General features: G+C 65.3%; 28 protein-coding genes. 14 read left to right on the top strand and 14 right to left on the bottom strand.

Annotated features, from left to right (window positions below; all coding sequences use genetic code 11):
- Positions 1–3: 3 nt before the first annotated feature.
- The 3 genes from ACQP2U_RS16115 (at position 4) to ACQP2U_RS16105 (ending at position 2,530) form a co-directional block, all read left to right on the top strand.
- Positions 4–807 (top strand): ABC transporter ATP-binding protein, encoded by an 804-nt coding sequence (locus tag ACQP2U_RS16115; RefSeq protein ID WP_433715403.1) that lies wholly within the window; start codon positions 4–6, stop codon positions 805–807.
- Positions 808–917: 110 nt separating this feature from the next.
- A complete protein-coding gene (locus ACQP2U_RS16110) occupies positions 918–1,265 on the top strand; it encodes a YciI family protein (protein WP_433715402.1) in 348 nt (115 codons plus the stop codon).
- An 8-nt stretch (positions 1,266–1,273) separates the two neighbouring features.
- Positions 1,274–2,530, top strand: a complete 1,257-nt coding sequence (locus ACQP2U_RS16105; RefSeq protein ID WP_433715401.1) for an RNA polymerase sigma factor — start codon at positions 1,274–1,276, stop codon at positions 2,528–2,530.
- A 162-nt stretch (positions 2,531–2,692) separates the two neighbouring features.
- Here ACQP2U_RS16105 and ACQP2U_RS16100 read toward each other — a convergent pair whose 3' ends face one another.
- Together ACQP2U_RS16100 and ACQP2U_RS16095 are read right to left on the bottom strand one after the other, a co-directional pair.
- Positions 2,693–3,181, bottom strand: a complete 489-nt coding sequence (locus tag ACQP2U_RS16100; protein WP_433715400.1) for a hypothetical protein — start codon at positions 3,179–3,181, stop codon at positions 2,693–2,695.
- Positions 3,178–3,546 (bottom strand): hypothetical protein, encoded by a 369-nt coding sequence (locus ACQP2U_RS16095; protein WP_433715399.1) that lies wholly within the window; start codon positions 3,544–3,546, stop codon positions 3,178–3,180. The genes ACQP2U_RS16100 and ACQP2U_RS16095 overlap by 4 nt, the downstream gene beginning before the upstream one ends.
- 21 nt (positions 3,547–3,567) lie before the next feature.
- Here ACQP2U_RS16095 and ACQP2U_RS16090 point away from each other — a divergent pair, with 21 nt between their 5' ends.
- Positions 3,568–4,161 carry a TetR/AcrR family transcriptional regulator gene (locus ACQP2U_RS16090; RefSeq protein ID WP_433715398.1) on the top strand — a complete coding sequence of 198 codons (594 nt, stop codon included), beginning with the start codon at positions 3,568–3,570 and terminating at the stop codon, positions 4,159–4,161.
- 341 nt (positions 4,162–4,502) lie between these two features.
- Here the strand turns inward: ACQP2U_RS16090 and ACQP2U_RS16085 are convergent, their stop codons facing one another.
- Both ACQP2U_RS16085 and ACQP2U_RS16080 read right to left on the bottom strand, forming a co-directional pair.
- Positions 4,503–5,156, bottom strand: a complete 654-nt coding sequence (locus tag ACQP2U_RS16085; RefSeq protein ID WP_397034701.1) for an HAD family hydrolase — start codon at positions 5,154–5,156, stop codon at positions 4,503–4,505.
- A 149-nt stretch (positions 5,157–5,305) separates the two neighbouring features.
- Entirely contained in the window at positions 5,306–5,701 is a 396-nt protein-coding gene (locus tag ACQP2U_RS16080) for a helix-turn-helix domain-containing protein (RefSeq protein WP_433715397.1), read from the bottom strand.
- An 85-nt stretch (positions 5,702–5,786) separates the two neighbouring features.
- Here ACQP2U_RS16080 and ACQP2U_RS16075 point away from each other — a divergent pair, with 85 nt between their 5' ends.
- Positions 5,787–6,458 carry a PaaI family thioesterase gene (locus ACQP2U_RS16075; RefSeq protein ID WP_397034699.1) on the top strand — a complete coding sequence of 224 codons (672 nt, stop codon included), beginning with the start codon at positions 5,787–5,789 and terminating at the stop codon, positions 6,456–6,458.
- A 182-nt stretch (positions 6,459–6,640) separates the two neighbouring features.
- Here ACQP2U_RS16075 and ACQP2U_RS16070 read toward each other — a convergent pair whose 3' ends face one another.
- Genes ACQP2U_RS16070 through ACQP2U_RS16060 form a run of 3 tightly spaced genes read right to left on the bottom strand, consistent with a single transcriptional unit; the run spans position 6,641 to position 9,753 of the window.
- Complete coding sequence (locus ACQP2U_RS16070; protein WP_433715395.1) at positions 6,641–7,804, bottom strand: sulfotransferase family protein; 1,164 nt, start codon at positions 7,802–7,804, stop codon at positions 6,641–6,643.
- A 9-nt stretch (positions 7,805–7,813) separates the two neighbouring features.
- Positions 7,814–8,590, bottom strand: coding sequence for an SDR family oxidoreductase (locus ACQP2U_RS16065; protein ID WP_433715394.1), 777 nt, complete (start codon positions 8,588–8,590; stop codon positions 7,814–7,816).
- On the bottom strand, positions 8,590–9,753 hold the full coding sequence (locus tag ACQP2U_RS16060) for a hypothetical protein (RefSeq protein WP_433715393.1): 1,164 nt from the start codon (positions 9,751–9,753) through the stop codon (positions 8,590–8,592). The genes ACQP2U_RS16065 and ACQP2U_RS16060 overlap by 1 nt, the downstream gene beginning before the upstream one ends.
- Before the next feature lie 89 nt (positions 9,754–9,842).
- Between ACQP2U_RS16060 and ACQP2U_RS16055 the strand changes: the two genes are divergently transcribed.
- From ACQP2U_RS16055 to cysC, 3 genes are read left to right on the top strand one after another with little or no spacing between them, the layout of a single operon-like run.
- A complete protein-coding gene (locus tag ACQP2U_RS16055; RefSeq protein ID WP_433715392.1) occupies positions 9,843–10,730 on the top strand; it encodes a helix-turn-helix domain-containing protein in 888 nt (295 codons plus the stop codon).
- Between the two features lie 32 nt (positions 10,731–10,762).
- Positions 10,763–11,695 (top strand): sulfate adenylyltransferase subunit CysD, encoded by a 933-nt coding sequence (gene cysD, locus ACQP2U_RS16050; protein ID WP_433715391.1) that lies wholly within the window; start codon positions 10,763–10,765, stop codon positions 11,693–11,695.
- Positions 11,695–13,533: an adenylyl-sulfate kinase gene (gene cysC, locus ACQP2U_RS16045; RefSeq protein ID WP_433715390.1), complete on the top strand. Its 1,839-nt coding sequence runs from the start codon at positions 11,695–11,697 to the stop codon at positions 13,531–13,533. The genes cysD and cysC overlap by 1 nt, the downstream gene beginning before the upstream one ends.
- Here the strand turns inward: cysC and ACQP2U_RS16040 are convergent.
- The gene (locus ACQP2U_RS16040) at positions 13,530–14,459 is read right to left on the bottom strand and encodes a MerR family transcriptional regulator (RefSeq protein ID WP_433715389.1); all 930 of its coding nucleotides are present in this window, start codon (positions 14,457–14,459) and stop codon (positions 13,530–13,532) included. The two genes, cysC and ACQP2U_RS16040, sit on opposite strands and share 4 nt — an antisense overlap.
- A 58-nt stretch (positions 14,460–14,517) precedes the next feature.
- Positions 14,518–15,675 carry an epoxide hydrolase family protein gene (locus tag ACQP2U_RS16035; RefSeq protein WP_433715388.1) on the bottom strand — a complete coding sequence of 386 codons (1,158 nt, stop codon included), beginning with the start codon at positions 15,673–15,675 and terminating at the stop codon, positions 14,518–14,520.
- 111 nt (positions 15,676–15,786) lie between these two features.
- Between ACQP2U_RS16035 and ACQP2U_RS16030 the strand changes: the two genes are divergently transcribed.
- Positions 15,787–18,615 (top strand): ATP-binding protein, encoded by a 2,829-nt coding sequence (locus tag ACQP2U_RS16030; protein WP_433715387.1) that lies wholly within the window; start codon positions 15,787–15,789, stop codon positions 18,613–18,615.
- Between the two features lie 71 nt (positions 18,616–18,686).
- On the opposite strand, the gene ACQP2U_RS16025 is transcribed toward ACQP2U_RS16030, so the two are convergent.
- The 3 genes from ACQP2U_RS16025 to ACQP2U_RS16015 are packed head-to-tail and all read right to left on the bottom strand — an operon-like array spanning position 18,687 to position 19,677.
- A complete protein-coding gene (locus ACQP2U_RS16025) occupies positions 18,687–19,085 on the bottom strand; it encodes a hypothetical protein (RefSeq protein WP_433715386.1) in 399 nt (132 codons plus the stop codon).
- Positions 19,082–19,354, bottom strand: coding sequence for a hypothetical protein (locus tag ACQP2U_RS16020; protein ID WP_433715385.1), 273 nt, complete (start codon positions 19,352–19,354; stop codon positions 19,082–19,084). Before ACQP2U_RS16020 ends, ACQP2U_RS16025 begins: the two co-directional genes overlap by 4 nt.
- Positions 19,351–19,677, bottom strand: a complete 327-nt coding sequence (locus tag ACQP2U_RS16015; protein WP_433715384.1) for a hypothetical protein — start codon at positions 19,675–19,677, stop codon at positions 19,351–19,353. Before ACQP2U_RS16015 ends, ACQP2U_RS16020 begins: the two co-directional genes overlap by 4 nt.
- A 197-nt stretch (positions 19,678–19,874) precedes the next feature.
- Between ACQP2U_RS16015 and ACQP2U_RS16010 the strand changes: the two genes are divergently transcribed.
- Positions 19,875–21,104: a helix-turn-helix domain-containing protein gene (locus tag ACQP2U_RS16010; RefSeq protein ID WP_433715383.1), complete on the top strand. Its 1,230-nt coding sequence runs from the start codon at positions 19,875–19,877 to the stop codon at positions 21,102–21,104.
- 208 nt (positions 21,105–21,312) lie between these two features.
- Here the strand turns inward: ACQP2U_RS16010 and ACQP2U_RS16005 are convergent, their stop codons facing one another.
- On the bottom strand, positions 21,313–21,912 hold the full coding sequence (locus ACQP2U_RS16005) for a GNAT family N-acetyltransferase (RefSeq protein WP_433715382.1): 600 nt from the start codon (positions 21,910–21,912) through the stop codon (positions 21,313–21,315).
- Positions 21,913–22,010: 98 nt separating this feature from the next.
- On the opposite strand from ACQP2U_RS16005, the gene ACQP2U_RS16000 reads away from it, so the two are divergent.
- From ACQP2U_RS16000 to ACQP2U_RS15985, 4 genes are all read left to right on the top strand, one after another.
- Complete coding sequence (locus ACQP2U_RS16000) at positions 22,011–22,205, top strand: hypothetical protein (protein ID WP_433715381.1); 195 nt, start codon at positions 22,011–22,013, stop codon at positions 22,203–22,205.
- 22 nt (positions 22,206–22,227) lie between these two features.
- Complete coding sequence (locus tag ACQP2U_RS15995; RefSeq protein ID WP_433715380.1) at positions 22,228–22,692, top strand: NUDIX hydrolase; 465 nt, start codon at positions 22,228–22,230, stop codon at positions 22,690–22,692.
- 207 nt (positions 22,693–22,899) lie between these two features.
- A complete protein-coding gene (locus ACQP2U_RS15990; protein WP_433715379.1) occupies positions 22,900–23,379 on the top strand; it encodes a hypothetical protein in 480 nt (159 codons plus the stop codon).
- Positions 23,380–23,505: 126 nt separating this feature from the next.
- Positions 23,506–24,498: a 1-aminocyclopropane-1-carboxylate deaminase/D-cysteine desulfhydrase gene (locus ACQP2U_RS15985; RefSeq protein WP_433715378.1), complete on the top strand. Its 993-nt coding sequence runs from the start codon at positions 23,506–23,508 to the stop codon at positions 24,496–24,498.
- Here ACQP2U_RS15985 and ACQP2U_RS15980 read toward each other — a convergent pair.
- Entirely contained in the window at positions 24,483–25,091 is a 609-nt protein-coding gene (locus tag ACQP2U_RS15980; protein ID WP_433715377.1) for a QsdR family transcriptional regulator, read from the bottom strand. The two genes, ACQP2U_RS15985 and ACQP2U_RS15980, sit on opposite strands and share 16 nt — an antisense overlap.
- Positions 25,092–25,105 lie beyond the last annotated feature (14 nt).

Genomic DNA, 25,105 nt, shown 5'->3' with positions numbered 1-25,105 from the left:
CCCGTGCCCGCAACCCCGGTACTGCGACTGACCGATGTCACCTTCCGCCGCGAAGGCAAACAGATCATCGACGACATCTCGCTCACCGTCCATGCGGGCGAGCACTGGGCACTGCTCGGACCCAATGGCGCGGGTAAGAGCACCCTGCTCGGTTTCTGCGCCGCGGTCACCTTCCCCAGCTCGGGCACCGTCGATATCCTCGGTCAGCGGATGGGCCGAGTCGATCTGGCCCCATTGCGCCACTCGATCGGCCACGTGAATCCGCGCCATCCGCTGCGATATCCGCTGACCGTCCGCGAGGTCGTGCTCACCGGTATCACTGCCACCATCGATACCCCGTTGCGCTGGACGCCGACACCGGAGGAGCTGCGCCGCGCCGACGCCATGATCGAAACCGTCGGCCTCAAAGGTAAGGCGGACGAGATCTGGCCGACGCTGTCCCAGGGCGAACGCGGCCGAACCCTGATCGCACGCGCACTCATCGCCGAGCCACGGCTACTGCTGTTCGACGAGCCGTCTACCGGACTCGATGTGGCGGCTCGTGAACAACTCCTGGAGACCATCGACGCGCTCGGCGAAACCCATCCCGAGGTCGCCTCGATCCTGGTCACCCATCACCTGGAAGAGTTGCCGAGCACCACGACGCACGCACTGCTGATCGCCGACGGCCGGACCGTTGCCGCTGGTCCCGCCGCCGAGACGGTCACGACCGAGAACGTGAGCGCGGCCTTCGACCATCCGGTCGCGGTCCGCTACGACGACGGCCGCTGGACCGCGCGGGCCGCCGTGCGCGCCTGGCCCGCGTGACGAATGTGGCTTTCGGAAGAATTTTCGCCGAGAATGTCGATTCGAGGCGACGCCGTTCGATGCGTTGAGTGAGGGTCGGACAAGCCGACCACTGAACCAAGGATGGCCAGATGCGACACATGATGCTGATCCGAGTCGATCCGACGGATGCGCCGGTTCCCGACGAGGCGCTGATCGAGCAGGTCAACAAGGTGATCGAGGAGATGACCAAGGCCGGGGTGCTGTTGGATACCGCCGGTTTGCATTCGATCACCGAGGCCACCAAGATCAACCAGAGCGGTGGCAAGCAGACTGTGCTCGATGGACCGTTCACCGAATCGAAGGAAGTCGTCGGCGGGTACTGCCTGCTGCAGACGAAGACGAAGCAGGAGGCGGTGGAATGGACCTCGCGCTTTCTGAGCGTGCACGGACCGGAGTGGAATATCGAGGTGGAGCTTCGCCAGCTCGCCGAGGGCTGATCCGATAGATGAGCCGGTCGCCCGAGCAGATCCGAGATGCGGTCGAGACCGTGTGGCGGATGGAATGGCCGCGCCTGGTCGCGGGGTTGACCCGGATCGTCGGCGATATCGATGCCGCCGAGGAACTGGCCCAGGACGCGCTGGTCGCGGCCCTGGAGCAGTGGCCGCGCGACGGTGTGCCACCGAATCCGGGCGGCTGGCTCATGCTCACCGCGAAACATCAGGCAATCGATCGGGTGCGGCGCAATCAGAACCTCGCACGGAAGTTGACGCTGGTCGGCCATGAACTTCGGACCGCTCCCGAACCGGAGGCGGCACAGGATATCGAAGACGATCTGCTGCGCATGATCTTCACGGCTTGCCATCCAGTGTTGTCACAACCGGCCCGGGTGGCATTGACGCTGCGGCTACTCGGCGGATTGACCGCCGAGGAGATCGCCCGCGCCTTCGTCGTACCGGAATCGACTGTCGCTCAACGCATTGTGCGAGCCAAACGCACCATCACCGCTAGGCGCGTGCCGTATGCGGTACCGCACGGTGAGGAGCTGACCAGGCGTTTGGATTCGGTGCTGGAGGTCGTCTACCTGATCTTCAACGAAGGCTATTCGGCGACCGCGGGCGATGATTGGATCCGCGTCGAATTGTGTGAGGACGCCTTGCGATTGGCGCGGATGCTGGCGAATCTGCTGCCCGATGAACCGGAAACACACGGCCTCGCCGCACTGCTGGAATTGCAGGCATCGCGCTCGGCCGCACGAATGAGCCCGACGAAAACCGTTGTCCTGCTGGCGGATCAGGAGCGTTCCCGGTGGGACCAGCTGCTGATCCGACGTGGTTTCGCAGCGCTCGGCCGCGCGCATGCGGCCAGCCGCAATCGCGGGTTGCGGCCTGGTCGCTACGCGTTGCAAGCCGCGATCGCCACCTTGCATGCCATGGCACCCAGCGCCGAGGACACCGACTGGCGGCGCATCACAGGCCTGTACGCGGTTCTCGCCGAACGCTTTCCGTCCCCGATCGTCGAATTGAATCGGGCCGTCGCGGTCAGCATGGTGCACGGGCCCGCCGCGGGTCTCGAACTCGTCGACGCGCTCGTCGCTACCGGCGCATTGGACAACTACCACCTGCTCCCCGCCGTCCGCGGCGACCTGCTCGACCGGCTCGGTCGACCGGACGAAGCGCGTGCCGAATTCGCCCGTGCGGCGGAGCTGACCGGGAACAATGCCGAACAGGCGCTGCTACTGGACCGCATGGCCGGATGTGAGTAACCGCGTAGTGCCATTGCCACCGATCGAGGCGGCAATGGCACACTTCCCGCTACGCGGACAGCTGCTGCATGATCGCGGCCGGATCGCTGAGCGAGCCCTGCGGGTCGCAGGCCACATCGTGCACCGCACCCTCGGCGAGCCTCCCGCTCCGCGCCGGCTCGGCTATCGCGATACCTCGGCCTCGGCCAGTTCTCTCAGCGTCCGCAACTGTTTGCGCATCATGACCACATCGCCAAGGGCCAGCACGCGGGCCACAATCCACGGTGCACCGCAATGCATTCGGACGATCAGGCGGGTGCCGTGCGCTTCGGGTCGCACCGCGTAGGTGACGCAGACCTTGCCGGAGACCAGGGTGATATGGCGGCACAGGACGAAGGAGACGAGGGTGAACGAGGACATGAACCGCTGTCCCACCTCGAGTTCGGTCAGCGCCGGATCGCGGTGGCGCGGGCTGCGTCTGCCGAAGTTGTCGAGCAGGTCGTAACTGTAGGGTGCGACCCGCAATTGGCACAGCCAGCCGTACACCACGCTGGGTGGCGCATCGATGCTGATCGCCCGATCCGCCTGCACCCCACCGGGTTGTACTTCGTCACACGGCAGGGGGAGCTCGCATTCGGCCTCGGTGGCACCCCAGACCAACCCCGGGATCATGCCGCGGCCGCGATTCGGCGGAGCATATCGCGCACAACTATCTTGTGGGCGCCGGTGCCGATGACCAACGCGCGGTACATCTTTCCGTGCAGACCCGGAAATTCGGCCCAGCTGCGCGCCCGCACCAATGTCCGGCTGGGCCCCTGCTCGTCCAACTCGAAGACCAGCGCATAGCGCGAAAACCAGTGCCGCCCACGCAGTGCCAGCCGAGCGGGCTCCTCGGCGGCGTCGAGCACGAAGCCGGTCGGCGTCTTCGACGGATCGTTCGGGTCCTTGCAGACAACTTTCAGCAAGGCTTTCCACGCCCGATCGCGATTCGCGTCCACCGATCTGGCATGCTCATCTATGTAGGGCAATCGCTCCATATAGAAGGAACGTACTAGTACATGGCACCTCCCCGCAAGCACGACACCGACGTGATCCTCGACGCAGCGCGCACCCTCGTCCTCACCGACGGGCCCCGTGCCGCTAGCGTCGCGGCCATCGCCGCGGCCAGTGGGGCGCCCGTAGGCACGCTCTATCACCGCTTCGGCAACCGCAACGGTGTGCTGACCGCGGCCTGGCTGCGCGCGCTCGAACGATTCCAGGACCGCGTCAAGGCCGCTGCCGCCGAACCCGATCCGGTCGAGGCCGGTGTCGCGATGGCGGTGGCGAGCATTCACTTCGGTCGCGAATTACCCGACGACGCGAGGCTGTTGCTGAACCTGCGCCCCAGCGATCTGCTCGACGGCGGACCGGATGCGCAGTTCCGTGCCCGGCTCGACGAAATGAACGCACCGCTCATCGACCACCTGCGCCGCATCGCCGCTGCCCGCTTCGGCCGCGACGGCGACCGCGAAATCGATGCTGTCAGCCGCGCCGTCGTTGACCTGCCCTACGCCGCGCTGCGCCGCCACGCCCAGGCCCCCGCCCTCCCCGACTGGCTCGAAGCCGACCTCACCGCCGCCGCCCGCGCCTTGCTCGAGTCTTACCAGCCCTGACCCCTGTCCCGGGATCCGCGCGTCCTACGGCCTCCACATGGAAGCGGGTTCAGAGCGCACACCGCGACGCCGCGTCTACCGGCGGGTGTCGATGAACTCGATAACCATGCGGTTCTGCGGGCGCCGACGGCGACCACACGGTCGCGTATGCCGACAGCCCGTGACGATGTCGCGGCACAGCGGCGGATTCTGAATTCGGCCCGGCGCTGGTGCTGCCGCTGCAGGCTGTGGCGATGGTTTTCGGCTCCGAATCGCACCGGAATCGCACCCGATCGCCGACACGGGGACGCATGCGCCCGCACTGGAAGACTTCGCCGGTGTAGATGATCGGCGAGTCGGTCTCACCCTCCGGCGACGATTTCGGGGGTGAGTTTGTCGAGGGTGTCGATCACCTCAGCGGCCAGGGCAAGGGCGTCGGGCGCAGGCGGATATTCCGGGCGCGGCACGGCGACAACACGCATCCCCGCGGCGTGTGCCGCGCGCAGTCCATTGCTCGAATCCTCGACGGCGGCACATTCGGTGGACTTGTGCCGCATGAAGGCGGCGGTCGCCACGTACACATCCGGTGCGGGCTTACCTCGGTCGACCTCCTCGGTCGAGAAGGTGACGCCGAAGAATTCGATCAGTCCGGTGCGGCCGAGCACCGTGTCTATCAAGCTGCGCGGCGACGAACTGGCCACCGCGAGCGGCCAGTGTTCGCTGATGCGCTGCACCGCCTCGACCGCCCCCGGCAGCAGCGGCACCGACTGCTCGTAGTGCTGCGCCATCCGCTCGATCACATCATTGGCCACGGTATCGGGCGGCGCACCGACACCGAGTTCACCGCTGAGATAGTCCGACCACTCCCCCGTACTCATCCCCATCAACCGCTGCTGCGTATCGGGTAGCCAGCGCCCGCCCTTCTCGGCCACATACGCGCGGCGCACCTGCTCCCACACTGGCTCGGAGTCGATCAGAACGCCGTCCATATCGAAAACAACAGCAGCAATGTGCATACGGGACAAAGCCTTTCGCCGGCGACACCGTTCGGTGACGACCCGATGGCCGACCCATCGACCCGCCCCGCGGTGGGGGGTTTTCGGAAGACCTGATGAAGAACGTGTACCCACACTAGGCCAGCACATCCCCCACCCGCACCCCACCGTCATATCGCGAGCCCGAACCCGCCCACATCGACCGGCAGATCGCGGCCCTCGAGGAATTCCCTTGCGCCGATCAGCCCTTGGTCCAATAGCCACTGCAACGGCGTACCGCCGAGTTCGGCATGGAACCGACGCGCCAGTGTTCGCTCGCTCAGGTTCGCGCGCTTGGCCAGATCGGCGACGATCAGTAGTTCGGCGAGGTGGTCCAGTGCCCACTGCAGCGTCGCGGCGAGTCCAGAATCACCGGCGTAGGCGGGCAGCGGCGACTCCAGATACCGCGCCTGTCCACCCGCGCGATGCGGCGGCACCACCATATTGCGCGCGGGGGCGTGAGCCGAGTTCCGAATCGGTTGGCTGTACATGGTGACGGTCGGTGCGCTGGCCACTGTCGCGGGCACGGCCTACCGGCCGCCGGGCACCGCGTCAGGCATAGCGCGGCCCCACCGAACGAGCATTCGACCGGCAACCGATAACGTGTTCTATATGAACGAAGAGCAGGTCGGCAACTCGCTGCCGAGCGAGGAGCACCACGAGGGCGGGTTCCGGCCGATGTCGGAGCTGATCAACGCGCAGCTGGACGACCTCGATATTTCGCGCGGCGGCCCGCACTACGGCGCATTCATCGAACAGGTGCGCAGCCTGATGGATCGCGCCCGACTGGCCTGTCCGACCGATGAGATCGCGCTGGAGACGATCGGCGTCCTCAAACAGCTCAACGACAAGCTGGACGCCGCGATGGTCGACGAATGGTCCGCACCGACCTGGACCCGGGCCGACCTGCCATCCCGGGGCAATATCACCCTCCCACCGTTCACCGTCGACAAGGCCAGCCGGGACGGGGTCGATGCCCGCATCACCTTCCGCACCTTCCACCTGGGCGGCAATAAGGCCGCCCACGGCGGACAGGTCGCGGTCGCTTTCGACGATCTACTCGGCATGGCCGCGGCAATGCACGCGGGCGAGGTGACCCGCACCGCCTCGCTCACCGTCGACTACCGCTCCATCACCCCGCTCGATACCGAACTGCGGGTGCACGCCTGGACCGAACGGCAGGAAGGCCGCAAGGTCTATGTCCGGGCCACCCTGCACGACGGCGAACGCCTCTGCGCCGAGGCGAAGGGGCTGTTCATCGTGCTCAAACCGGGTCAGCAGTGAGAACCGACTCAGGTGAGTACACCTGATCTCGAGTGCCCCCTAGCACCTCATCCAGGCAGATCGACTTACTGCTCGACGAGCGTAGTGATACGGCGGTCGAATGCGGCATAGGCGACCACATTCGACCGCGTTCGACGGAACCCTCCGAACCAGGCGATACGGCAGAAGCTATCCGGAGGGCACTAGCTCGTCGGGAAGTGCTTGTTGCGGTATTCGGCGAAGCGAGCGTCGACCTGATCGGCAGTGAGGCCGAAGTCCTCGAGCGTGTAGCGATGCACGGGACGGGCCGACCCCGTGGTGCTCTCCGCATGCAATGCTGTCATCGCGGCTTCGGCCGCTGAGCTCAGCTCGATATCGAAGTGCCGGTAGATCGATCCAACGGTGCCGATCGGGTCCGCGACGAAATCGTCGTAGTACACATCGCAGAACTGAGCGGCATTGTGCCGCTTGCGATCCGCGAGGAACTTATCCGCACCTCTGGCCCACAGATCCAACTGCCCCGCACCGACGACCTGGCCGCGGAACTTCTCCGACCACCCTGCCGTGGCCTGCTCGTTCAGACTGCACACCGACGCGATGATCGTGCGCGGATCCCGGTGCATCTGGATCACCAGCGCATCCGGATACACCTCGAAGATCGCATCCAGCGCGAACAGATGACTCGGGTTCTTCAAAACCCAGCGCCGGTCGGCATCGGGCAGCCCGATCAACTGCAGGTTGCGCCGATGCCTGCGGTAGGCATCGGTCCAGTCCTGTTCGCGCAACCATTCGGAATATCCGGGCACATAGCCGAGGCATTCGTAGGATACCGACATCAACGACTGCCGCAGCAGCTGCCAGCACTCCTCCACCTGGTCCGCCGAAATATGGTGCACGCCCATGAATTCCGGATGTTCCACATGGTGCTGTTCGAAGGCCGCCTCGATCCGCTGGTACACCGGATTGTCCGCCCAGGTCTCGCGCGGCGGTCGCGGCTGCGGCATTTCGGTGAGCCACATTTCCAGGCCCTGATGCGCCGGATCCGCGTTGAGCAGCCGATGCACCGCCGTCGTACCCGAACGCGGCAGCCCGGTCACGAAGATCGGGCGCTCGATCGCGACCTCGGCATGTTCCGGAAAGCGTTGCCACGCGGCCTCACTCAGCAGCCGGGCGATCAGCGCACCGCGCAGGAAGGCCCGATTGACCTTATTGCCGAAGGGCGTCAGCTCGGCTTCCTTGGTATAGGACTCGAGCAGCACCGCCAGCCCCTCACGGTAGCCGTCGTCGCCGAAATCGCTCAATCCGACAACCTTGGTCGCCGAGGCGTGTAGATCGTCGATGGTGCCGACGTCGTCTCTGCCGATCACAGTCATCTCCTAGTGGTGGTATTCGCCGCCGTTGACATCCAGACAGGCGCCGGTGATCGCCCGTGCCAGATGCGAGGCGAAAAAGACCACGGCATCGGCGATCTCATCGGGTTCGGGCAGCTTGCGTAGATCGATGGTCTCGGCGGTCTCGGCGTACACCTGTTCGGGGGTGATCCCGCGCTGCTTGGCCTGATAATTGAAGAACCACTTCAAGTTGTCGGCCCAAATGTAGCCGGGGGCAACGGTATTCACCCGAATGCCCTTCGGCCCGAGTTCGGTGGCCAGGCTCTGGGCCAGCGCGAGCAGACTCGCCTTGGCCATCTTGTACGGCCCGAAGGTGCGGCGCGAATGCCGCAGCACCGCCGAATTGATCATGATCACCGAACCTTTCGACTCGGTGAGCGCGGGCACGAACAGACGCGTCAAACGCAGTGCGGCAAGTACATTCGTCTCGAAACCGGCGCGCACGTCATCGAGGTCGACATCGGCCAGATCGGTGATCGGCGGAATCGCGAAGGCATTGTTCACCAGGGTGTCGACACGGCCGAACGCGCTCTGCGCCGTCTCGACCAGATTCGTGACGGCGGCTTCATCATTGATATCGGTGGGCACCACCACCGCGCGCCTGCCGAGTTCGGTGATCTCCTTGGCCACCTCGGTCAGCCGTGATTCGGTACGCGAGGCCAGCACCACATCGGCTCCGGCTCGCGCACTCTGCACGGCGATGGCTCGGCCGAGTCCCGGTCCGACACCGGAGACGACAACTACCTTGTCCTGCAACAACATCAGCCGAGCATCCTTTCCGCCACGGCAACCTGACGCGCCGCGATCCGCGCCTGCCAATCCTCGGGTGTGATCCGAGCTTCCTGGTAGTACGGCAGCCGCTCGGGCAATTCGGCGAGCGATACCACCTCCACCGTCGGCCCGTCCTCGGGCTTCAGATCCCGCGACAGCTGTTGCCAGCGGAACTGCAGGTACCCCCGCGCATGCCCGGTGCGCTCGATCCAGTTGGCCAATCCGGGGTTCCGCTCGCTGATGACCAACCGGATCATCCCGTCCGGATCCACGCGCGCCTGGTCGGTGGTGAGGCTGGTCTGGTGGTTGATGTAGTCCAGCGACAGGTACCACATGCTGCCGAGTTGGAAACCCTGGTAAGGCGCATCCGACTTCGGCACGGTGAGGATCATCGCTTGATCGTCGTCGAGTTCGTAGTGGCCGACGGAGGAGAACTGGGTGGTGAGCCCGCCCGGGGTGGAGCGCGGTTCGGTCATCGTGTTGACCGGCAGGTTGAGATAGAACCACTTCGGGAACGCCAGGAAGGTATTGAGCCGCGAGACCAGCATTTTCCCCGCGATGTCATAGCGCTTGCTCATCAGATCCCTGGTCAGCGGCGGCGGTGCGGCGCCGATCGTGTCCACACGCTGAATGCGAATCGTTCCCGCCTTCTCGGTGGCCCAGTCGCTGTACACCTCGCGAACCACGATCATGGCGGAATCGGGCGCGAGATGGACATAGCCAGGGCGCGCCTCGCCGGGGCCGAGACGGAGCTCGTAGGAGCCGTCGGCCGCGATATCGAGGGCGCGGGCGTCGAAGGCGGTCTCACTATCGGGGACGTCCACCGGCGAGTAGTTGCCGTTGAGCACCTGGAAGCTGAGGTCGCGGGTGGTGCCGCGGGTTCCGGTCACCACATACTCGGCGTCGGGGCGCAGATACGAATGGAAGTAGAGGGTGTCCGGGTTGTCCAGACCCATCTTCGTATACGGCCCGGTGGACATGACGAAGAACGGAAAGTCCCGCTCGAAGGCCCACGCCATCTGGATAGAGGCGCGAATACTGCCCGCGAGGTAGTCGTAACCCTCGACGAGGTCCTGTTCGGTCCGAATATGCGGTGCGCCGGTGATTATTTCCTCGGCGGCGGCGATGGCTTCCGCGAACGGCTGTGTCAGCAAGAGGCTTCTCCGAAGTAGCTGTTCCAAATATGTACCACTCTGGTACATTTCGATATGAGCAAGATTAGAACCTGTTCTAGGAGTTGTCCATGGTTGCCCGCAGATCCGCACCGACCGCACGAGTGGTTCAAGTGCTGGATTTCTTCGTCGAGCGACGCGGCAAACGCTTCGGACTCTCCGAACTGGCCCGCGAACTCGACCTCGCCAAACCGACCTGCCTCGGCATACTCACCGAACTGACCGCGGGCGGCTATCTCATGCGCGATCCGAGCACCCGCACCTACGGCCTCGGGCCTGCGCTTATCGCCGCGGGCCGGGTCGCGCAGGACAGCTTCGCCATCGCCTCCATCGCGCGCGGCGAACTGGAGAAACTCACCGCGCTCTACCGCACCACCTGTACCGCATCGGCGGTGGTCGGTGAACAGATCATGGTGCTGGAGAGCACTGGTCCGGGCCTGGTCAAGGTGGGTGCGGCATACCATTTCGCACCGCCTGTCGGTCTGATGTACGTGCTCTGGGATACCGACGCGGCCTTCGATGCCTGGTTGCGCAAGCCGCCGACGGTGCCGCTGCAGCAGGACGAGGCCCGGCTGCGCCGGATCGTCGCGGAGTGCCGCGAGCGCGGCTACCTGGTCGAAAGCCTGACCGCGGCGGGTCGGCGACTGTACGCTTTGCTGGCCGGGGTCGCGGCCAGCGATCTGCCCAATGAGGTGCGCGAACTCGTCGGCGAACTGGTGACCAGCCTCGGGGAGCGAGTCTATCTGGGCACCGATCTGCGCCCACGCAAGGAACATCCGGTCAGCTTGCTCGCGGCACCCACCTACGGCGGCGACGGCAGGCAGAACATGGTGCTGACGATGTATGTCGGAACTTCCATCACCGGCGCCGAGATCGATCGTCGCGGAACGGCGCTCGTGGCCGCCGCGGATCGGGTGACCGCCGAATCCGGGGGTCACAAGCCGGATTCCAACCATTGACCAATGACCGAAACGTGTTCTAGTTTTGGGGCGTGAGCCAGTACGCGAAGTCGACGGCGAGCACCTACGAGTTGCCACATCTGGACGCGCTCGAGGCCGAGTCGGCACATATATTCCGGGAAGTCGCCGCGACCTTCGAACGGCCGGTGCTGCTGTTCTCCGGCGGCAAGGATTCGGTGGTCATGCTGCACCTCGCGGCCAAGGCCTTCTGGCCGGCGCCGCTGCCGTTCCCGGTCCTGCATATCGATACCGGACACAATTTCGACGAGGTCATCGAATACCGCGACCGCACCGTCGAGCGGCTCGGTCTGCGACTCGTGGTCGCGAGTGTGCAGGACGATATAGACGCGGGCCGGGTGAAGGAGGAGACCGGACCGCGCGCCTCCCGGAACCGTTTGCAGACAGCCACGTTGCTGCGCTCGATCCGCGAGGGCGGATATGACGCGGTATTCGGCGGCGCGCGCCGGGATGAGGAGAAGGCGCGCGCCAAGGAGCGCGTATTCAGCTTCCGCGACGAATACGGGCAGTGGGATCCGCGCAATCAGCGACCGGAACTGTGGAATCTCTATAACGGTCGCCACAACAAGGGCGAACACATCCGGGTGTTCCCGCTGTCCAATTGGACCGAGCTCGATATCTGGCATTACATCGCCGCCGAGGATATCGAGTTGCCGCCGCTCTACTACGCGCATCGCCGAAAGGTGGTGCAGCGCGACGGAATGTTGTTGGCGCATACGCGATTTCTCACGCTGCTCGACGGCGAGCAGCCGTATGACAGTACGGTGCGGTTCCGGACGGTCGGCGATGCGACCTGCACCGGTTGTGTGGAATCGACCGCCGCGACCCCGGCCGATGTGGTCGCCGAAGTCGCCGCCACCAGGGTCACCGAGCGCGGCGCCACCCGCGCCGACGACCGTATTTCCGAGGCAGGCATGGAAGACCGCAAACGCGAAGGGTATTTCTGATGACCACCACCACCCTGTTGCGCCTGGCCACCGCGGGCAGCGTCGACGATGGCAAATCGACGCTGATCGGCCGTCTGCTGTTCGACTCCAAGACGATCTTCACCGATCAGCTCGCCGCGGTGGAGCGGACCAGTAAGGCGCGCGGTGACGACTATCCGGATCTGGCGCTGCTCACCGATGGCCTGCGCGCCGAACGCGAACAGGGCATCACTATCGATGTGGCGCACCGCTACTTCGCCACGCCCCGACGCAAATTCATTATCGCCGACACGCCTGGCCACATTCAGTACACGCGCAATATGGTCACCGGCGCCTCCACCGCGGATCTCGCGCTGATCCTGGTGGACGCACGCAAGGGCATCGTGGAACAGACACGGCGGCACGCCTTCCTGGCCAGTCTGCTCGGCATCCCGCACCTGGTGGTGTGCGTGAACAAGATGGATCTGGCCGGCTGGTCGCAGGACCGGTTCGAGGAAATCCGCGAGGAATTCGCCAGCTTCGCGACGAAACTCGAGGTCGCCGATCTGAGCTTCATCCCGATGTCGGCACTGCACGGGGACAATATCGTGCACCGCGGTGCGAGCATGCCCTGGTATGAAGGCTCGCCGCTACTCCACCACCTCGAGGAGGTGCATATCGCCTCCGACCGTAATCTCATCGACGCGCGGTTCCCGGTGCAGTATGTAACCCGCAGGCACGCAGAGGATTTCCGGGGATATGCGGGCACTGTGTCGGGTGGTGTCTTCAAGCCGGGTGATGAAGTCGCGGTGCTGCCTTCCGGATTCACCACAACGGTCGAGGCGATCTGGGGTCCAGGCGGAACACCGATCACCGAAGCCTTTCCGCCGCAGGCTGTTACCATCCAACTCACCGATCACCTCGATGTCTCCCGTGGCGATCTGATCTGCCGACCCGCGAACCGGCCCCATGTCGGACGCGATCTGGACGCGATGGTGTGCTGGTTCGCCGAGGATTCCGAACTCACCCCCGGCGCCACCTACACCATCCGGCACACCACCCGCACCGCGACCGCCGAAGTGCGCAGCCTGGACTACCGCCTCGACGTCAATACCCTGCATCGCGATGAGAGCGCGAATTCGTTGTCGCTCAACGAAATCGGACGCATCCAGCTGCGCACCCGCCAGCCGCTGCTGTTCGATCCGTACCGCCGCAACCGCATCACCGGCAGCTTCATCCTCGTCGACGACACCACCAACAACACTGTCGGCGCTGGCATGATCACCGGACCGACCCTGCCCTCTGCTCGTGTCGTCTGGCATGCCACCGCTGTTGGTCGCGACGAACGCCCGACAGCAGGGCTGACGGTCTGGTTGACCGGCCTGTCCGGCTCCGGAAAGTCCTCCGTCGCAGTGGAACTGGAGCGTCACCTGGTCGCGGCGGGCCGTCCGGCCTTCCTGCTCGACGGTGACAACCTGCGCCACGGCCTCAATGCCGATCTCGGCTTCGGCGCGGCTGATCGCGTGGAGAATATCCGCCGCGTCGGCGAAGTGGCTCGACTGTTCGCCGAAGCCGGTGTAGTCGCGGTGGTTTCCTTGATCAGCCCCTACTCCGCCGACCGCAATAAGGTCCGTGCCGCGCACGAGGCGGCGGGCATCCCCTTCGTCGAAATCTTCGTGGATACGCCACTGGAGATCTGCGAAGCCCGCGACCCCAAGGGCATGTACGCCAAGGCCCGTGCCGGTGAAATCCGCGGTTTCACCGGCATCGACGATCCCTACGAGGCACCTACCCGAGCCGAACTGGTATTGCGGCCCGAGGATGGCGATCCAGCGGCCATGGCAGCGGCCATCCTCGCCAAGCTGGCGGATCTCGATTAATCGGCCCGTAATGCGGCACCGAGCCAGTCGAACACCGGACCGAGGGTCGGCGGGACCGGCCAGCCGTTGATGATCGAAAGGAGTTGCCAATAGCGTTCGGCACGTGGGTCTCCCGCGACCTCGAGACGGGTCAGCAGCCAGTTCCGTAACTCGGCGTCATCGGGACGGCCGAATGTCGTCGCGTATGCGGCGGTCAGCTCGTCGACGATCGGTTGGGCGGCATCCGACGATGGTGCCGTTCCGGCTGCGAGCGCTTGGCCGACTCGTTCGCGCACGAGTTCGGTCAACTCGTGATGCAGACCGGTGGTATCGCCTTCGGCGCGCCGTGCGGCCTGGTATTCGGCCATGCGGCGCACCGATGCGCGGAATTCCGGATCCCGGGTGAGTTCGGCCAGTTCCACCCAGGCCCGCACCTGGGCGGGTTCCGGGTCGTCGGGTAGTTCCGGCATTGCCGAGCGGATGAGGTCGACGAATTCCGGGTTCGCATCGGTGCCGCCGAAGGTGTCTTCGACGAATTCGGCGATGAGGCGGCGTTTTTCGGCGTCGGAGAGTTCGACGAGCTTGTGCATGAGTTCCATCTCCTCGTGGGTCGAGCCCCGGTCGGCTATCGCTCGTAACACCGTGCGCCGCACCCGCAGTGCGCTGATCTGGAATTCCAGCGCATCGGCATGTGCGGCCGCGACCTCGGGCACCGTTAGTTTGCGGTCGAGTACCTGTCGGATGGCGGGCAGATCGATACCGAGTTCGCGCAGGGTGCGCACCAATTGCAGGCGGGCGAGCGCATCGTCGTCGTAGAGCCGGTAACCGGCGGGGCTGTGGGTGGTCGGCGGCACGACTCCGGTGTCGGCGTAGAACCGGATGGTCTTGACCGAGAGGCCAGTCTGTTCGGCCATGGTGCCGATCGAATAGAGCGTGTCGCCGTCCATACCCCTACCCTCCCGTCTCCCCTTGGTGGAGACACAAATCCCGGCGTGATGCTACGGGTCAGCTGATGGTGCGGAAGAACTCGCGGACGTCGCCGATGAGCAGGTCCGGGACCTCGAGCGCCGGAAAATGGCCGCCGGAGTAGAACTCCGACCAGTGGGTGATGTTGTGCGCCTTCTCCGCGAAGCGGCGGATCGCGTAGTCGCCGTCCTTGAAGACCGCGACACCGGTGGGCACGGTGCCCTGCGCCGCGGGCGCGAACATCGCGGCATCGTGAAAGCGCTCGTAGTAGAAGTTGGCCACGCTGCGGGCGGTATCGGTGAACCAGTAGATGCTCACATTCGCCAGCATGCGATCCCGGTCGATGCCCTGTTCCGGCAGTTCGTGCGACTGGTCGATCCACTCCTTGTACTTCTCGACGATCCAGCCGAGCTGCCCGGCCGGGGAATCGGCCAACAATTGCGCGATGGTGTTCGGGCGCGAACCTTTGAGGTTCATATAGGCCGCACCGTCCTTCTGGAAGTTCTGCATGCGGGCCAGCCGCTGCTGTTCGGCCTCGGTGAGCGCGGCCATATCGGCCGGATCGCCGGTCGGGAAGGTGACCAGCGCATTGACGTGCGCGCCGAGCACATGCTCGCTGTCGAGCCGGGCCAGCCGCGGGGCCAGGAACGCCCCGTGGTCGCCACCGTGCACCCCGTACCGGTCGTAGCCGAGGCGAGCCATCAGCTCCGCCAGGGCCGCCGCGACCCGGCCGTCATGCCAGCCCGCCTCGGTGATCGGACCGGAGAAGCCATGGCCCGGCAGCGACGGAATGACCAAGTGGAAGGCGGGCACGTCGGCGTGACCGTGCGCCTTGGGATCGGTCAGCGGGCCGATCAGATCCAGGAAATCGATCACCGAGCTGGGCCAGCCGTGCAGCAACAGCAGCGGGGTGGCATCGGCTTCGGCGGACCGCACGTGCAGGAAATGCACATCCTGCCCGTCAATGGTGGTGCTGAACTGCGGATATTCGTTGAGCTCCGCCTCGACCGCGCGCCAGTCGAACTTCTCGGCCCAGTAACCGGCGAGCTCGCGCAGATAGGCGGTAGGCACGCCGCGCTCCCAGCCGGTGCCGGGCAGGTCGTCGATCCAGCGGGTGTGGGTCAGCCGCTCGCGCAGATCGTCGATATCGGCCTGGGGGATGTCGATGCGGAAGGGGCGGATGTCGTTGTTCGTCATGCGATCGACTCTGCTAGTAACAGGGGTGCCGACGAATCACGAGAATTCGTTATCTTCGAATCCCGGCTCTTTACGTTGGCACCGCGACCGTGATCCGGGCATGATCGCGTGGTGTTGAGCGTTCCCGACCGTGGTGCCTTCGTCGGGCGAGCAGCAGAGGTCTCCGCGCTCCAGAGTGCGTACCAGGACGAGTTGGTGCATGCCGTGCTGATCGCCGGTGAGCCCGGTCTCGGCAAGTCGCGGCTGGTCAGCGAATTCACCTCGCGGCTCGACTCCGATGTGCTGGTACTGACCGGCCGGTGTCCGGAGATCGGCGCGAGCGGGGTGCCGTTCGCGCCGTTCGTCACGATCATGCGCGCTCTGGTGCGGCGGATCGGCGTCGACGAGCTGACCGCGCTACTTCCCGTCGCGCGCCCCGCGCTTTCGCGCTGGCTGCCCGAGCTGGCGATGCGGACCGGTGCTGCTGAGCCCGAATCGGATCGGATCCGGCTGTTCGGCGAGATTCTCACGGTATTCGAGCAACTGGCGACCTCGCGGCCGGTGGTGCTCGTCCTCGAGGATCTGCACTGGGCCGATGATTCGAGCCGCGAACTGCTGGCATTCCTCATCGCGAATCTCACCCAGCGTGATCTGCTGTTGATCGGCACCTACCGGCCTACCGATTCGGAGCCGCTGCGTCGACTCGTCACCGGACTGCGCCGTGATCCCGGTGTGCGCGTACTGAATCCGGAGCCGCTGACCAAACACGAGGTCGGGCGTCAACTCGCCGCGGTGCTCAACCGTGAACCCGAACCCGGGGTCATCACCCGAGTCTTCCAGCGCAGCAAGGGGATTCCGCTTTTCGTCGAGGCGCTGGGGCGAGCGCTGCAGGAGGATCCCGACCGCGTACCGACGGACCTGTCCGACCTGCTGCTCGGCTATCAGGCCGGACTGCCCGAGGATGCCAAGGCGCTCCTGCGACTCGCCGCCACCGCGGGCTCGCCGGTGCGGGCCGGGTTACTGGAATCCGCGACAGACCTGTCCGAAGACGCGCTGCATCTAGCACTCCGCCAGCTCACCGACCACCGGTTGCTGCTCGCCACTGATACCGGCTACGAGTTCCGGCACAGTCTGATTCGCGATGCCGTCTATGACGATATGCTGCCGGTCGAGCGAAAGCGTTTGCACACCAGGCTTTCTCAGGTGCTGCTCGCCGAGGATTCCCTGCGAGCCGGTGACCGGCGGATGGGCGAGTTGGCCTATCACGCGTATACCGCAGGCGATCTGCCACACGCACTCGTGGCGTCCTGGGGTGCTGCCACGGAGTCCGAAGGGGCACACGGCGAACGCGTACGGCAGCTAGCCCGTGTGCTGGAATTGTGGGATCGAGTGCCCGACGCGGCGACGCTGATCGGGGCCGATCGGCTCACCGTGCTGGAACGCATTGTCGAGGCATGCTTTCACGGTGACATCGTCGAGCGCGGTATCGCGACGGCCGACGAGGCGCTGGCACTGCTCGATGCCTCGCAAGCACCGGAACGGGCCGCACGCCTGTACTACTACCGCGCGGGTCTGGTGAATCAGAGCAGCGGCGGGTCCGTCGATGATCTCACCCGGGCTTTGGAATTACTGCCCGCACAGCCGCCGAGCGTGCTGCGGGGCGAGGTGCTCGCATCACTCGCCGCATCCCGTGCCTTCGACGGTGACGCCGACGGGGCCGCACGCGATGCCCGCGCCGCCGTGGAGCTTGCCGAGCAGACCGGCACGCCAACGCTCATCGCGCGAGGCTACGCCTATCAAGGTTTGGCGGCAGTCGCCGGAAACGATTCCGCCGTCAAGTATTTCGAACAAGCGCATGCCGCCGCGAACGATCCGCAGACATTGTTGACCGTGGTGCTGTGGGAGTCGGCGGTACTGGTCGCGGCTGGTGAATACCAGGCGGCCATCGAGGCGATCCAACAGGGATTGCGGGCCGCCCACGAAACCTTCCGTTTCGCCGATGCCGGGCCCATCCTCTTGGTCAAGTGGGCACAGGCATTGGCCGCGCTCGGACGTTGGCCGGAGGCACTCGGCCTCATCGACGAGTCGCTCACCGGGCAGATGCCGCCGCTGAGCAAGGCCGCACTGCTGCTGTGTCACGCGAGAATCGTGCTGGCCCAGGGCTCTTCGGCAGCGGCAGCGAGCAGTGCCGATGCCGCCGCGGAACTGTTGAGCGACGGACCGTGGGCACGCCAGTACCAGCTCCAATTGCATACGGTGCGAGCCGATATCGCGATCGCGGACGGACAATTCCCACGTGCCGGTGAGATCGTCGCCGAGACACTGGCGTCCGATGACCTCGCCACTCACCACCACGAAGCATGGCCATTGCTCGCGGCCGCGGCCCGGCTCATGAACGCGCCAACGGAACTCGCGTCCACCGCCGACCGGTTGCCGGTGACCACGGCGACCGATACGGCTTACCGTGCCGTCGTCATCGCCAGCAGAAACAGCGATCCGGCTGCCTGGCACCAGGCGGTGTCCGCATGGCGCGCCATCGATCAACGCTACGACCTAGCCCGCAGCCTGCTCAGCGCCGCCGAAGCCGAACTGGCGGTCGGCAATCGCGCCGCCGCCCGAGAACCCCTGCGCGAAGCCGCCGAACTCGCGGCGGATTTGGGGGCGACACGATTGGCCAATGCGGCCCAGCAGGTGGCCGAGCGTGCCAGGGTGACGATCCAGGTAGCCCGGCCGGAACCGGCGACCGAACCGCCGCACACCTTCGGTCTGACACCACGCGAACTCGACGTATTACGTCTGGTCGCACAGGGATTGAGCAATCGCCAGATCGCAGCCGAGCTGTTCATCAGCGGCAATACCGCGGGCGTGCACGTATCGCGCATCCTCACCAAACTCGGTGCCGCGACACGAACCGAAGCTGCCGCCGTTGCCCGCGAACACGGTCTCATCGCGGCTGACTGAAGCAGCACGGGAGAGATCAGAACCGTCCCCGGCCACGCACGACCGGGGACGGGAGTTGTGACGAGCACGCGTCACAACAACCATCCCGGTCGGTTATCCACCCATACGACAGGCCGGGGGATAGTGCCGTCGCCGATGCACGCCCACAACGTGGAAGTGGGCATCCCGTGGTAGCGGGCTCTGATGGCGGCGGTGTCTGCGAATTGCACAACTGGCGGCCGCAGGAACGGGTCGCCGCCGGGAAACCATGCGTCGATGCAGGCCATCGACCAACCGGGATGGTCGCCGACTTGAATGTCGGGTGAGGGCACCCAGGTGTGGGTGCCGTGCCGCCAAGCGGACAGCCTCGACGCGGGTACGTCAGTGATCAACGCGAACTGGACCAGACCGAAGTAGCGACGGATCCCAGCATCGCGTGAGTCCGGCCGGTATGCGGCGGCCGTCGGCATCCGGTTGGCGGGAATCCTCACTGATCGGCCCACTCCCGGACAGCGTCTGCGATGCGCTCGAGTAGTTCGACCGGCAGATCCACCGGAGCTGGCGGCCCAACGAACGGGATCCGCTGCGGCAGTTGGGTATCGACGACAGAGGTGGCGTCGACGTCCACGAACGCCGCTTCTAAAGCGGGAGTGGTTTCCAATCCGGAGGCAGGCATCTCGATGGCGTCGAATTCCTCGACCCATCCATCGTCCCCGACGAAACCGAAAGTGCCGTCACTGAATTCGATCAGGCCGCTCATCGGACGGCCTCCCGGGTTGGCTGGAGCTTCCCCGCTTCAGCGCGGATCCAGTAGGCAGTGTTCTTGGCATCGCAGATCTCGCGGCTGCACTCGAGGTGTTCTTGCATGACGTAACCGGCTTCTTCGACGGTGTATCCGCTGGGTGGTGCGGGGTGAATACGCGCGGTTTCACCGGTGACGCGCTCGAGGATGTCAGTTGCCGGGATCGCCTCATCCGGAATGGCACCGGAGCCGAGCAGGTAGGGCAGGCCGTAGAAGACTAGCCACAGGAAGAACATCACTGCGGCGGCGACAACCATGGCTGTGACGAGGTCAGTGGGCATTGAACGATACCCCCGGTACGTTGTTCGATGTTGGAGTGCACTCGGCGCCGAGGGCCTCGCAGGCGTGCGGCTCACCCCGGCGCTGGGTGCGAAAATGACCGTAAGCGGCTGGTTCGAAGTGGCCGGGTACGCTTCGTACCCCACACCTTCCGGCTACGCTTGAACCATCGAACCAAGTTGCGGGAGAGAGGTTCGGCATGATGCACACCTCCGACGAAAGTGCGCCTGTAGGCGTGCGCATAAGGCGGCAGCGCGAGCGCGCCGGTATGTCACGACCGGTTCTGGCGGGTCTGGTCGGCAAGTCGACCGAGTGGCTGAAGGCTGTTGAGAACGGCCGCCTCCAGACGCCTCGGCTGCCGATGCTGTTGCGGATTGCGCGGGCGCTCGAGCTCGACGACTTGGCCGAGTTGACCGGCAACGGGCACGCGGTTCCCGTTTCGGTTTTTGCTGGTGAACGGCACGCGGCACTAACCGACGTGCAGTCGGCGCTAACCGATTTCCGGCTCAAACCGCCTGACCGCGCGGCCAGCACCGAGTATCTGTCCGAGCGTTTGCGGCAGGCGTGGCAGGTGCGTCACGCAAGCCCGGATCACCGGACACAGCTCGGTGCGCTGCTGCCGGGATTGATCAGGGACGCACAGAGCGCCGCTCGGACAAAGGTTGCCGACCGACGCGCGGCCCGCCGTGTCTTGGCTGGCGTCTACCAACTCGCCGACTTCTATGTCGCGTATCAGCCTGCGCCCGAACTGGTTTGGCTCGTCGCAGACCGGGCTCTGAACGAGGGGTACGAGGCAGACGACCCTTACACCATCGCCTGTAGCGCGTGGGCGATGGTGCAGGCATTGCGGGACTCCGGACGCTGGGAAGAGGCGATAACGCTGGCAAGCAGCGCTATCGCTCGCCTCGAGCCCTACGTCGAGAAGGACGAGACGGCGGACGACTGGCGGGGAATCGTCGGAGCATTGGCGGCTGAAATCGCTTATGTGCACGCACGGCGGGGCCGCCACGGACAGGCGTGGGCGCACTGGGAACGCGCCGACAAAGTCGCGCGCCAACTCGGTCCGGGATATCGGCACGTGCAGACATCGTTCTCGATGCCGGTGATGGCAGCGCACGCAACAACGCTCGGTGTTGAGCTGCGCCGCCCCGGTGAAGCGCTGCGTGCGGCCGAAGGTTTCGACGCCGACCGGATCGCCTCATTGCCACGCCGGAGCCGCCACTTCATCGAGGTCGCCCGTGCGCACTACCAGCGCGACGAGCCGATCGCCGCATATGCGTTGCTTGCCAAGTCATTCCGGACGGCCCCAGAAACGACCCGCTACAACGGGTATGCCCGAGAGATGCTGCACGAGCTACTGAAACGTCCACCGTCGGGAATGCGCGACGATGTCCGCCAGCTATGCGAAAGCGTCGGCGTCGCTCTGTAGACCCGTAGAAGTCCGTGAATCCATGTGCAAGCGTTGAAGCCCCGGTCGCTGCGGACCGGTTCGCGGCGACCGGGGCTCGTACGTTGGAGGAATCGTCGGACACCCAGGCAGCGCGGTCGGTGCGGACCTGGCCAGGAAGAACCAAAGCGGCCGTCTGTTCGAAGGCTGCGCAATGCCCGATTCGACTTGGCTCCCTGGCAGGATTCGATCAAGGTTCGGGAGTTGGACCAGGAACTCGCAACTCACGGTTTCCTCTGATCGGTAGCCTCAGCGTATAGAACTCGAGCAATTCGATCGGCGCGTCGGGCGGGAAGTATCGATAGCCAACGGGTTCTGTCTCCGGTCGCCCGATCAGTGCGTGAACACCGGTCGCCCCGGGCAGCACCGAATACGCAACTCGCTGCTCAGGTCGATCAGCGAGAAGGCGCTGGATCACCTTCCGCCCAACGCCTTTCCGCTGCCAATCCGGATCGACTGCCAGACCACTTATCAGGAACGTCCGACCGCCCGACTCCACCGTGAACTCGGGCGGCAGCGCCTCTACCTTGTCCCACCAGCCGTCGGCCGACTCGAGCGGATACCCATAAGCTGCGCCGACCACGACATCATCCATCTCTGCGGTGACCAGGACGAAGCCTGGCCTGGTGAGCAGCGATGCGAGCACATCGCGGTGCCGCGCTGAATCCGCCGTCGACCATCGGTGCGACGGAAGGGCAAATGCTCGGTCGAACAGCGCACACACCGAGCCCGCCAACATCATCGCGCGCGGGGCATCGCAGCGATTCACTTCCGGCAGGTCCACCAACATGCGCTCCATCGCTTCGCCCGACCCCTACTTTCCGTCACGCTTGCTGTGCATGTCCAGACATCTCGGCATGGGCGACCTCTCCCAGGCCTGCGCGCCGCTTGGACCAATTACTCACCGAAGGAGTTCTCCAACGCTACACCGATGAGGCCATCGCAAAGACGATCAACCTCCCGGCCGGTTCCACAGCCGACGATGTCAAGGCCGCCTATCTCGCTGGCTACCAGGCAGACTTGAGCGGGATCACGGTATACGTGGACGGCAGCCGCACCACCCAACCGAAGAAGCTACGGTAAGAAAGGAATTGGACACAGCCGCATGAGCGACACCACTCACTTTCAGTACTGTCAGAAGCTCGTGGTCATCGACCCCGTTACCGACAGCGTACTGCTGGCTCGGCGCAAGGGAGAAGCCGACTACGACAGCGTCTACTCCCTCATCGGCGGGAAGATGGAGACCACCGACGGCTCCATCCTGGATGCGATCCGTCGCGAAAAGGAAGAGGAGATCGGCAAGGCGGCCATCATCGCGATCGCCGAAGCCCTCTCGTACAACGTCCTTTTCAAGAAGAAGGACGGCAACAGCATGATCCTGCCGCACTTCTACGCCGAGTACCAGGGCGGAGAGATCGAGTTGAACGACGAATACTCCGATTACTTGTGGCTGCCCAAGCATCAACTGGAGTCATTCAGCCCGATGATCGAGACGATCCCCGAAGCGGTCCGCTGGGCAACCGAGATCGGCGAGCTGATCAAGAAGTGTGAGGGCCTGACGAGGCTGTAGCTCGGCCTTCGCCGCAGGGGGAACCCTGGGCAGGGCAGGCCCTTGCGTTTGGCCGTTTTCGGCCCCCAGTCGGCCCGCCGGCAGCCTTCCGCTATCGATCGGTGTTATGACTACAACGCGAAAACCGCAGCCACAAACGGTGTCGCGGCCGAACTGCGCGAGCGCATGCGGCCCCTCGTCGCAGCAACCCCTTAAGGAGCTATCTGCATGGTGCGCATCGGGGTCACCGGGCACATGAACATCACCGACGCCACCGTGCCGCTCGTGTACGAAGCGATCCGCAAGATCCTCGGTGACGACACGGTCTCCGACCTGGTTGGCGTCAGTTGCATTGCGCGCGGTGCCGACTCGGTGTTCGCGCAGGCAGTGCTCGATGCCGGCGGATCGCTTGAAGTGGTCCTGCCATCGCGGAACTACCGCGAGCGCAAGGTCAAACCGGACCATGCCGAACTCTTCGACAAGCTGCTCAGCAGCGCGTCGAAGGTTCACGTAATGGACTTCGACGACGCAGGCCGGGAGGCATACGAAGCCGCAAACGAAGCCATGCTGTCATCGTGTACGCGCCTAGTCGCGGTATGGGATGGGGACGTTTCTCAGCCGGGCGGCACCGGAACGGTGGTCGAGCTTGCCCGCGAGCGTGGTGTGCCGGTCGAGATCGTCTGGCCGGACGGCGCTACACGGAAGTGAAGGCGACCTGGTGGGTTACGTCGGCCGGATACCTCGGTCGGTCATCATTCGGGCGGCGGATCAGCAGCCGGCCCTCCTCGACCAACTGCTCACCGAAGCAAGCTGAACCCCGATAATGGTCGGACTATGACCGAATCCCTACTCCACCAGCGCTTCCCCGAACTGGCCAGCACACTGCCGTTCGCCCGGCTCGGTATCGCGCCGACGCCGGTCCGCCCGCTGGACCTCGGCACCAACAGCACTGTCTGGTGCAAGGACGAAAGCGGGTACGGGTCCGGCGGCTGGGGTGGCAATAAGATCCGCAAGCTGGAGTGGCTATTGCCCGAGGGCCGACGGCGCGGTGCCCGCACCATCCTCACCTTCGGCGGTACCGGGACCAACTGGGGTCTGGCGACGGCGCTCTACGGCCGGGAGTTCGGCATCGACACCGCGCTGGCGCTGGTCGACCAACCGGTGGACGACCACGTCCGCGCACAACTGCGACGACTGGAAAACTCCGGCGCCACCCTGCATTTCACGCACAGCAAGCTGCGCACCGTGCTGGCCGCACCGTGGCTGCTGCTGCGGCATATGCACGGGCGCACCCCACCGTATCTGCTGCCCGTCGGCGGATCATCGCCGATCGGCGCGCTCGGCTATGTCGAGGTCGCATTGGAACTGGCGGCGCAGATCGCCGCTGGCGAACTACCGCAACCGACACATCTCGTGGCTGCCGTCGGATCCGGTGGCACGGCAGCGGGTTTGGCCCTCGGTCTACGGCTTGCCGGGCTACGTACGCGAGTCGTCGGTGTCGTCGTCAACGACTCGCTTCCCCTCGACGCGCGACACATTATCGATCTGGCGAACCGCGCCGCGACGGTGCTGCGCGCACGCGGCGCGGAATTCACCGCGCCCGAGCTGCGCCCGGACGACGTGACGATGGTGCGTGACTGGCTCGGTCCCGGCTACGGCCATGAAACCCCGGCCGCCATTGCCGCGAAGAAGCGCGCCGCGACCAACGGGCTGGAATTGGAAACCGTCTACACCGCAAAGGCTTTGGCCGGACTCCTGGCGATGGATACCCGCGGCGACTTCGGCAACGGACCCGTTGTGTTCCTAGATACCTACGGGCCGCGCTGATCTGGATCCAGCCCCAGAATGACCGCCAGCACCGCGCGCAACCGCTCCACATCGCCGCGAAGGCCGGTCACCGCATCCTGATACAGGAAGGCCTCGATGAGCCGGACCAGCGCGTAGGCGAAGGTGTGGGGGTCGACCCGGTTCTGGTAGCCTTCCGCGATCGCGCTGTCGAGAATTTCGGCGACCACCCCGACCACCTTCGGCTGTACCGGCCCATCGCTGGTGGTGATGATGCGGCCCGCGGTGGCCTGTTCGGTCGCGATGAAATAGCGGTATGCCTCGCTGCGCGTCAGCCATTGTGCCGCCTGGTCCAGCAGGGCAAGCACCCGCCGCGCGCCGGTGCCGTCCACGCGGGTCTGCGCCGCCACGACCATCCGCTCGAATTCCGACACCATGACCGCACCGAGCAGACCGTCGCGCGAACCGAACCAGCGGTAGATGGTCGCGCGCGATAAACCGAGTCCCGCCGCGATCGCCTGCACATCGACCCGCTCACAGGACAGGAACTGGGCGCTGGCCGCGGCGAGCACCTGATCCTGGGAGGCGGCTGCCGGACGACCGACGGGACGGGCGGCACCGGTGGTTGTGGTCATCCCAGCCCTGGGAT

The sequence above is a fragment of the Nocardia sp. CA-084685 genome, assembly GCF_050955785.1.
In the GTDB taxonomy this organism is placed as follows: Bacteria; Actinomycetota; Actinomycetes; order Mycobacteriales; family Mycobacteriaceae; genus Nocardia.
Note: the sequence above shows the minus strand (reverse complement) of the source record. Positions and strands in the feature narration are given on the sequence as shown.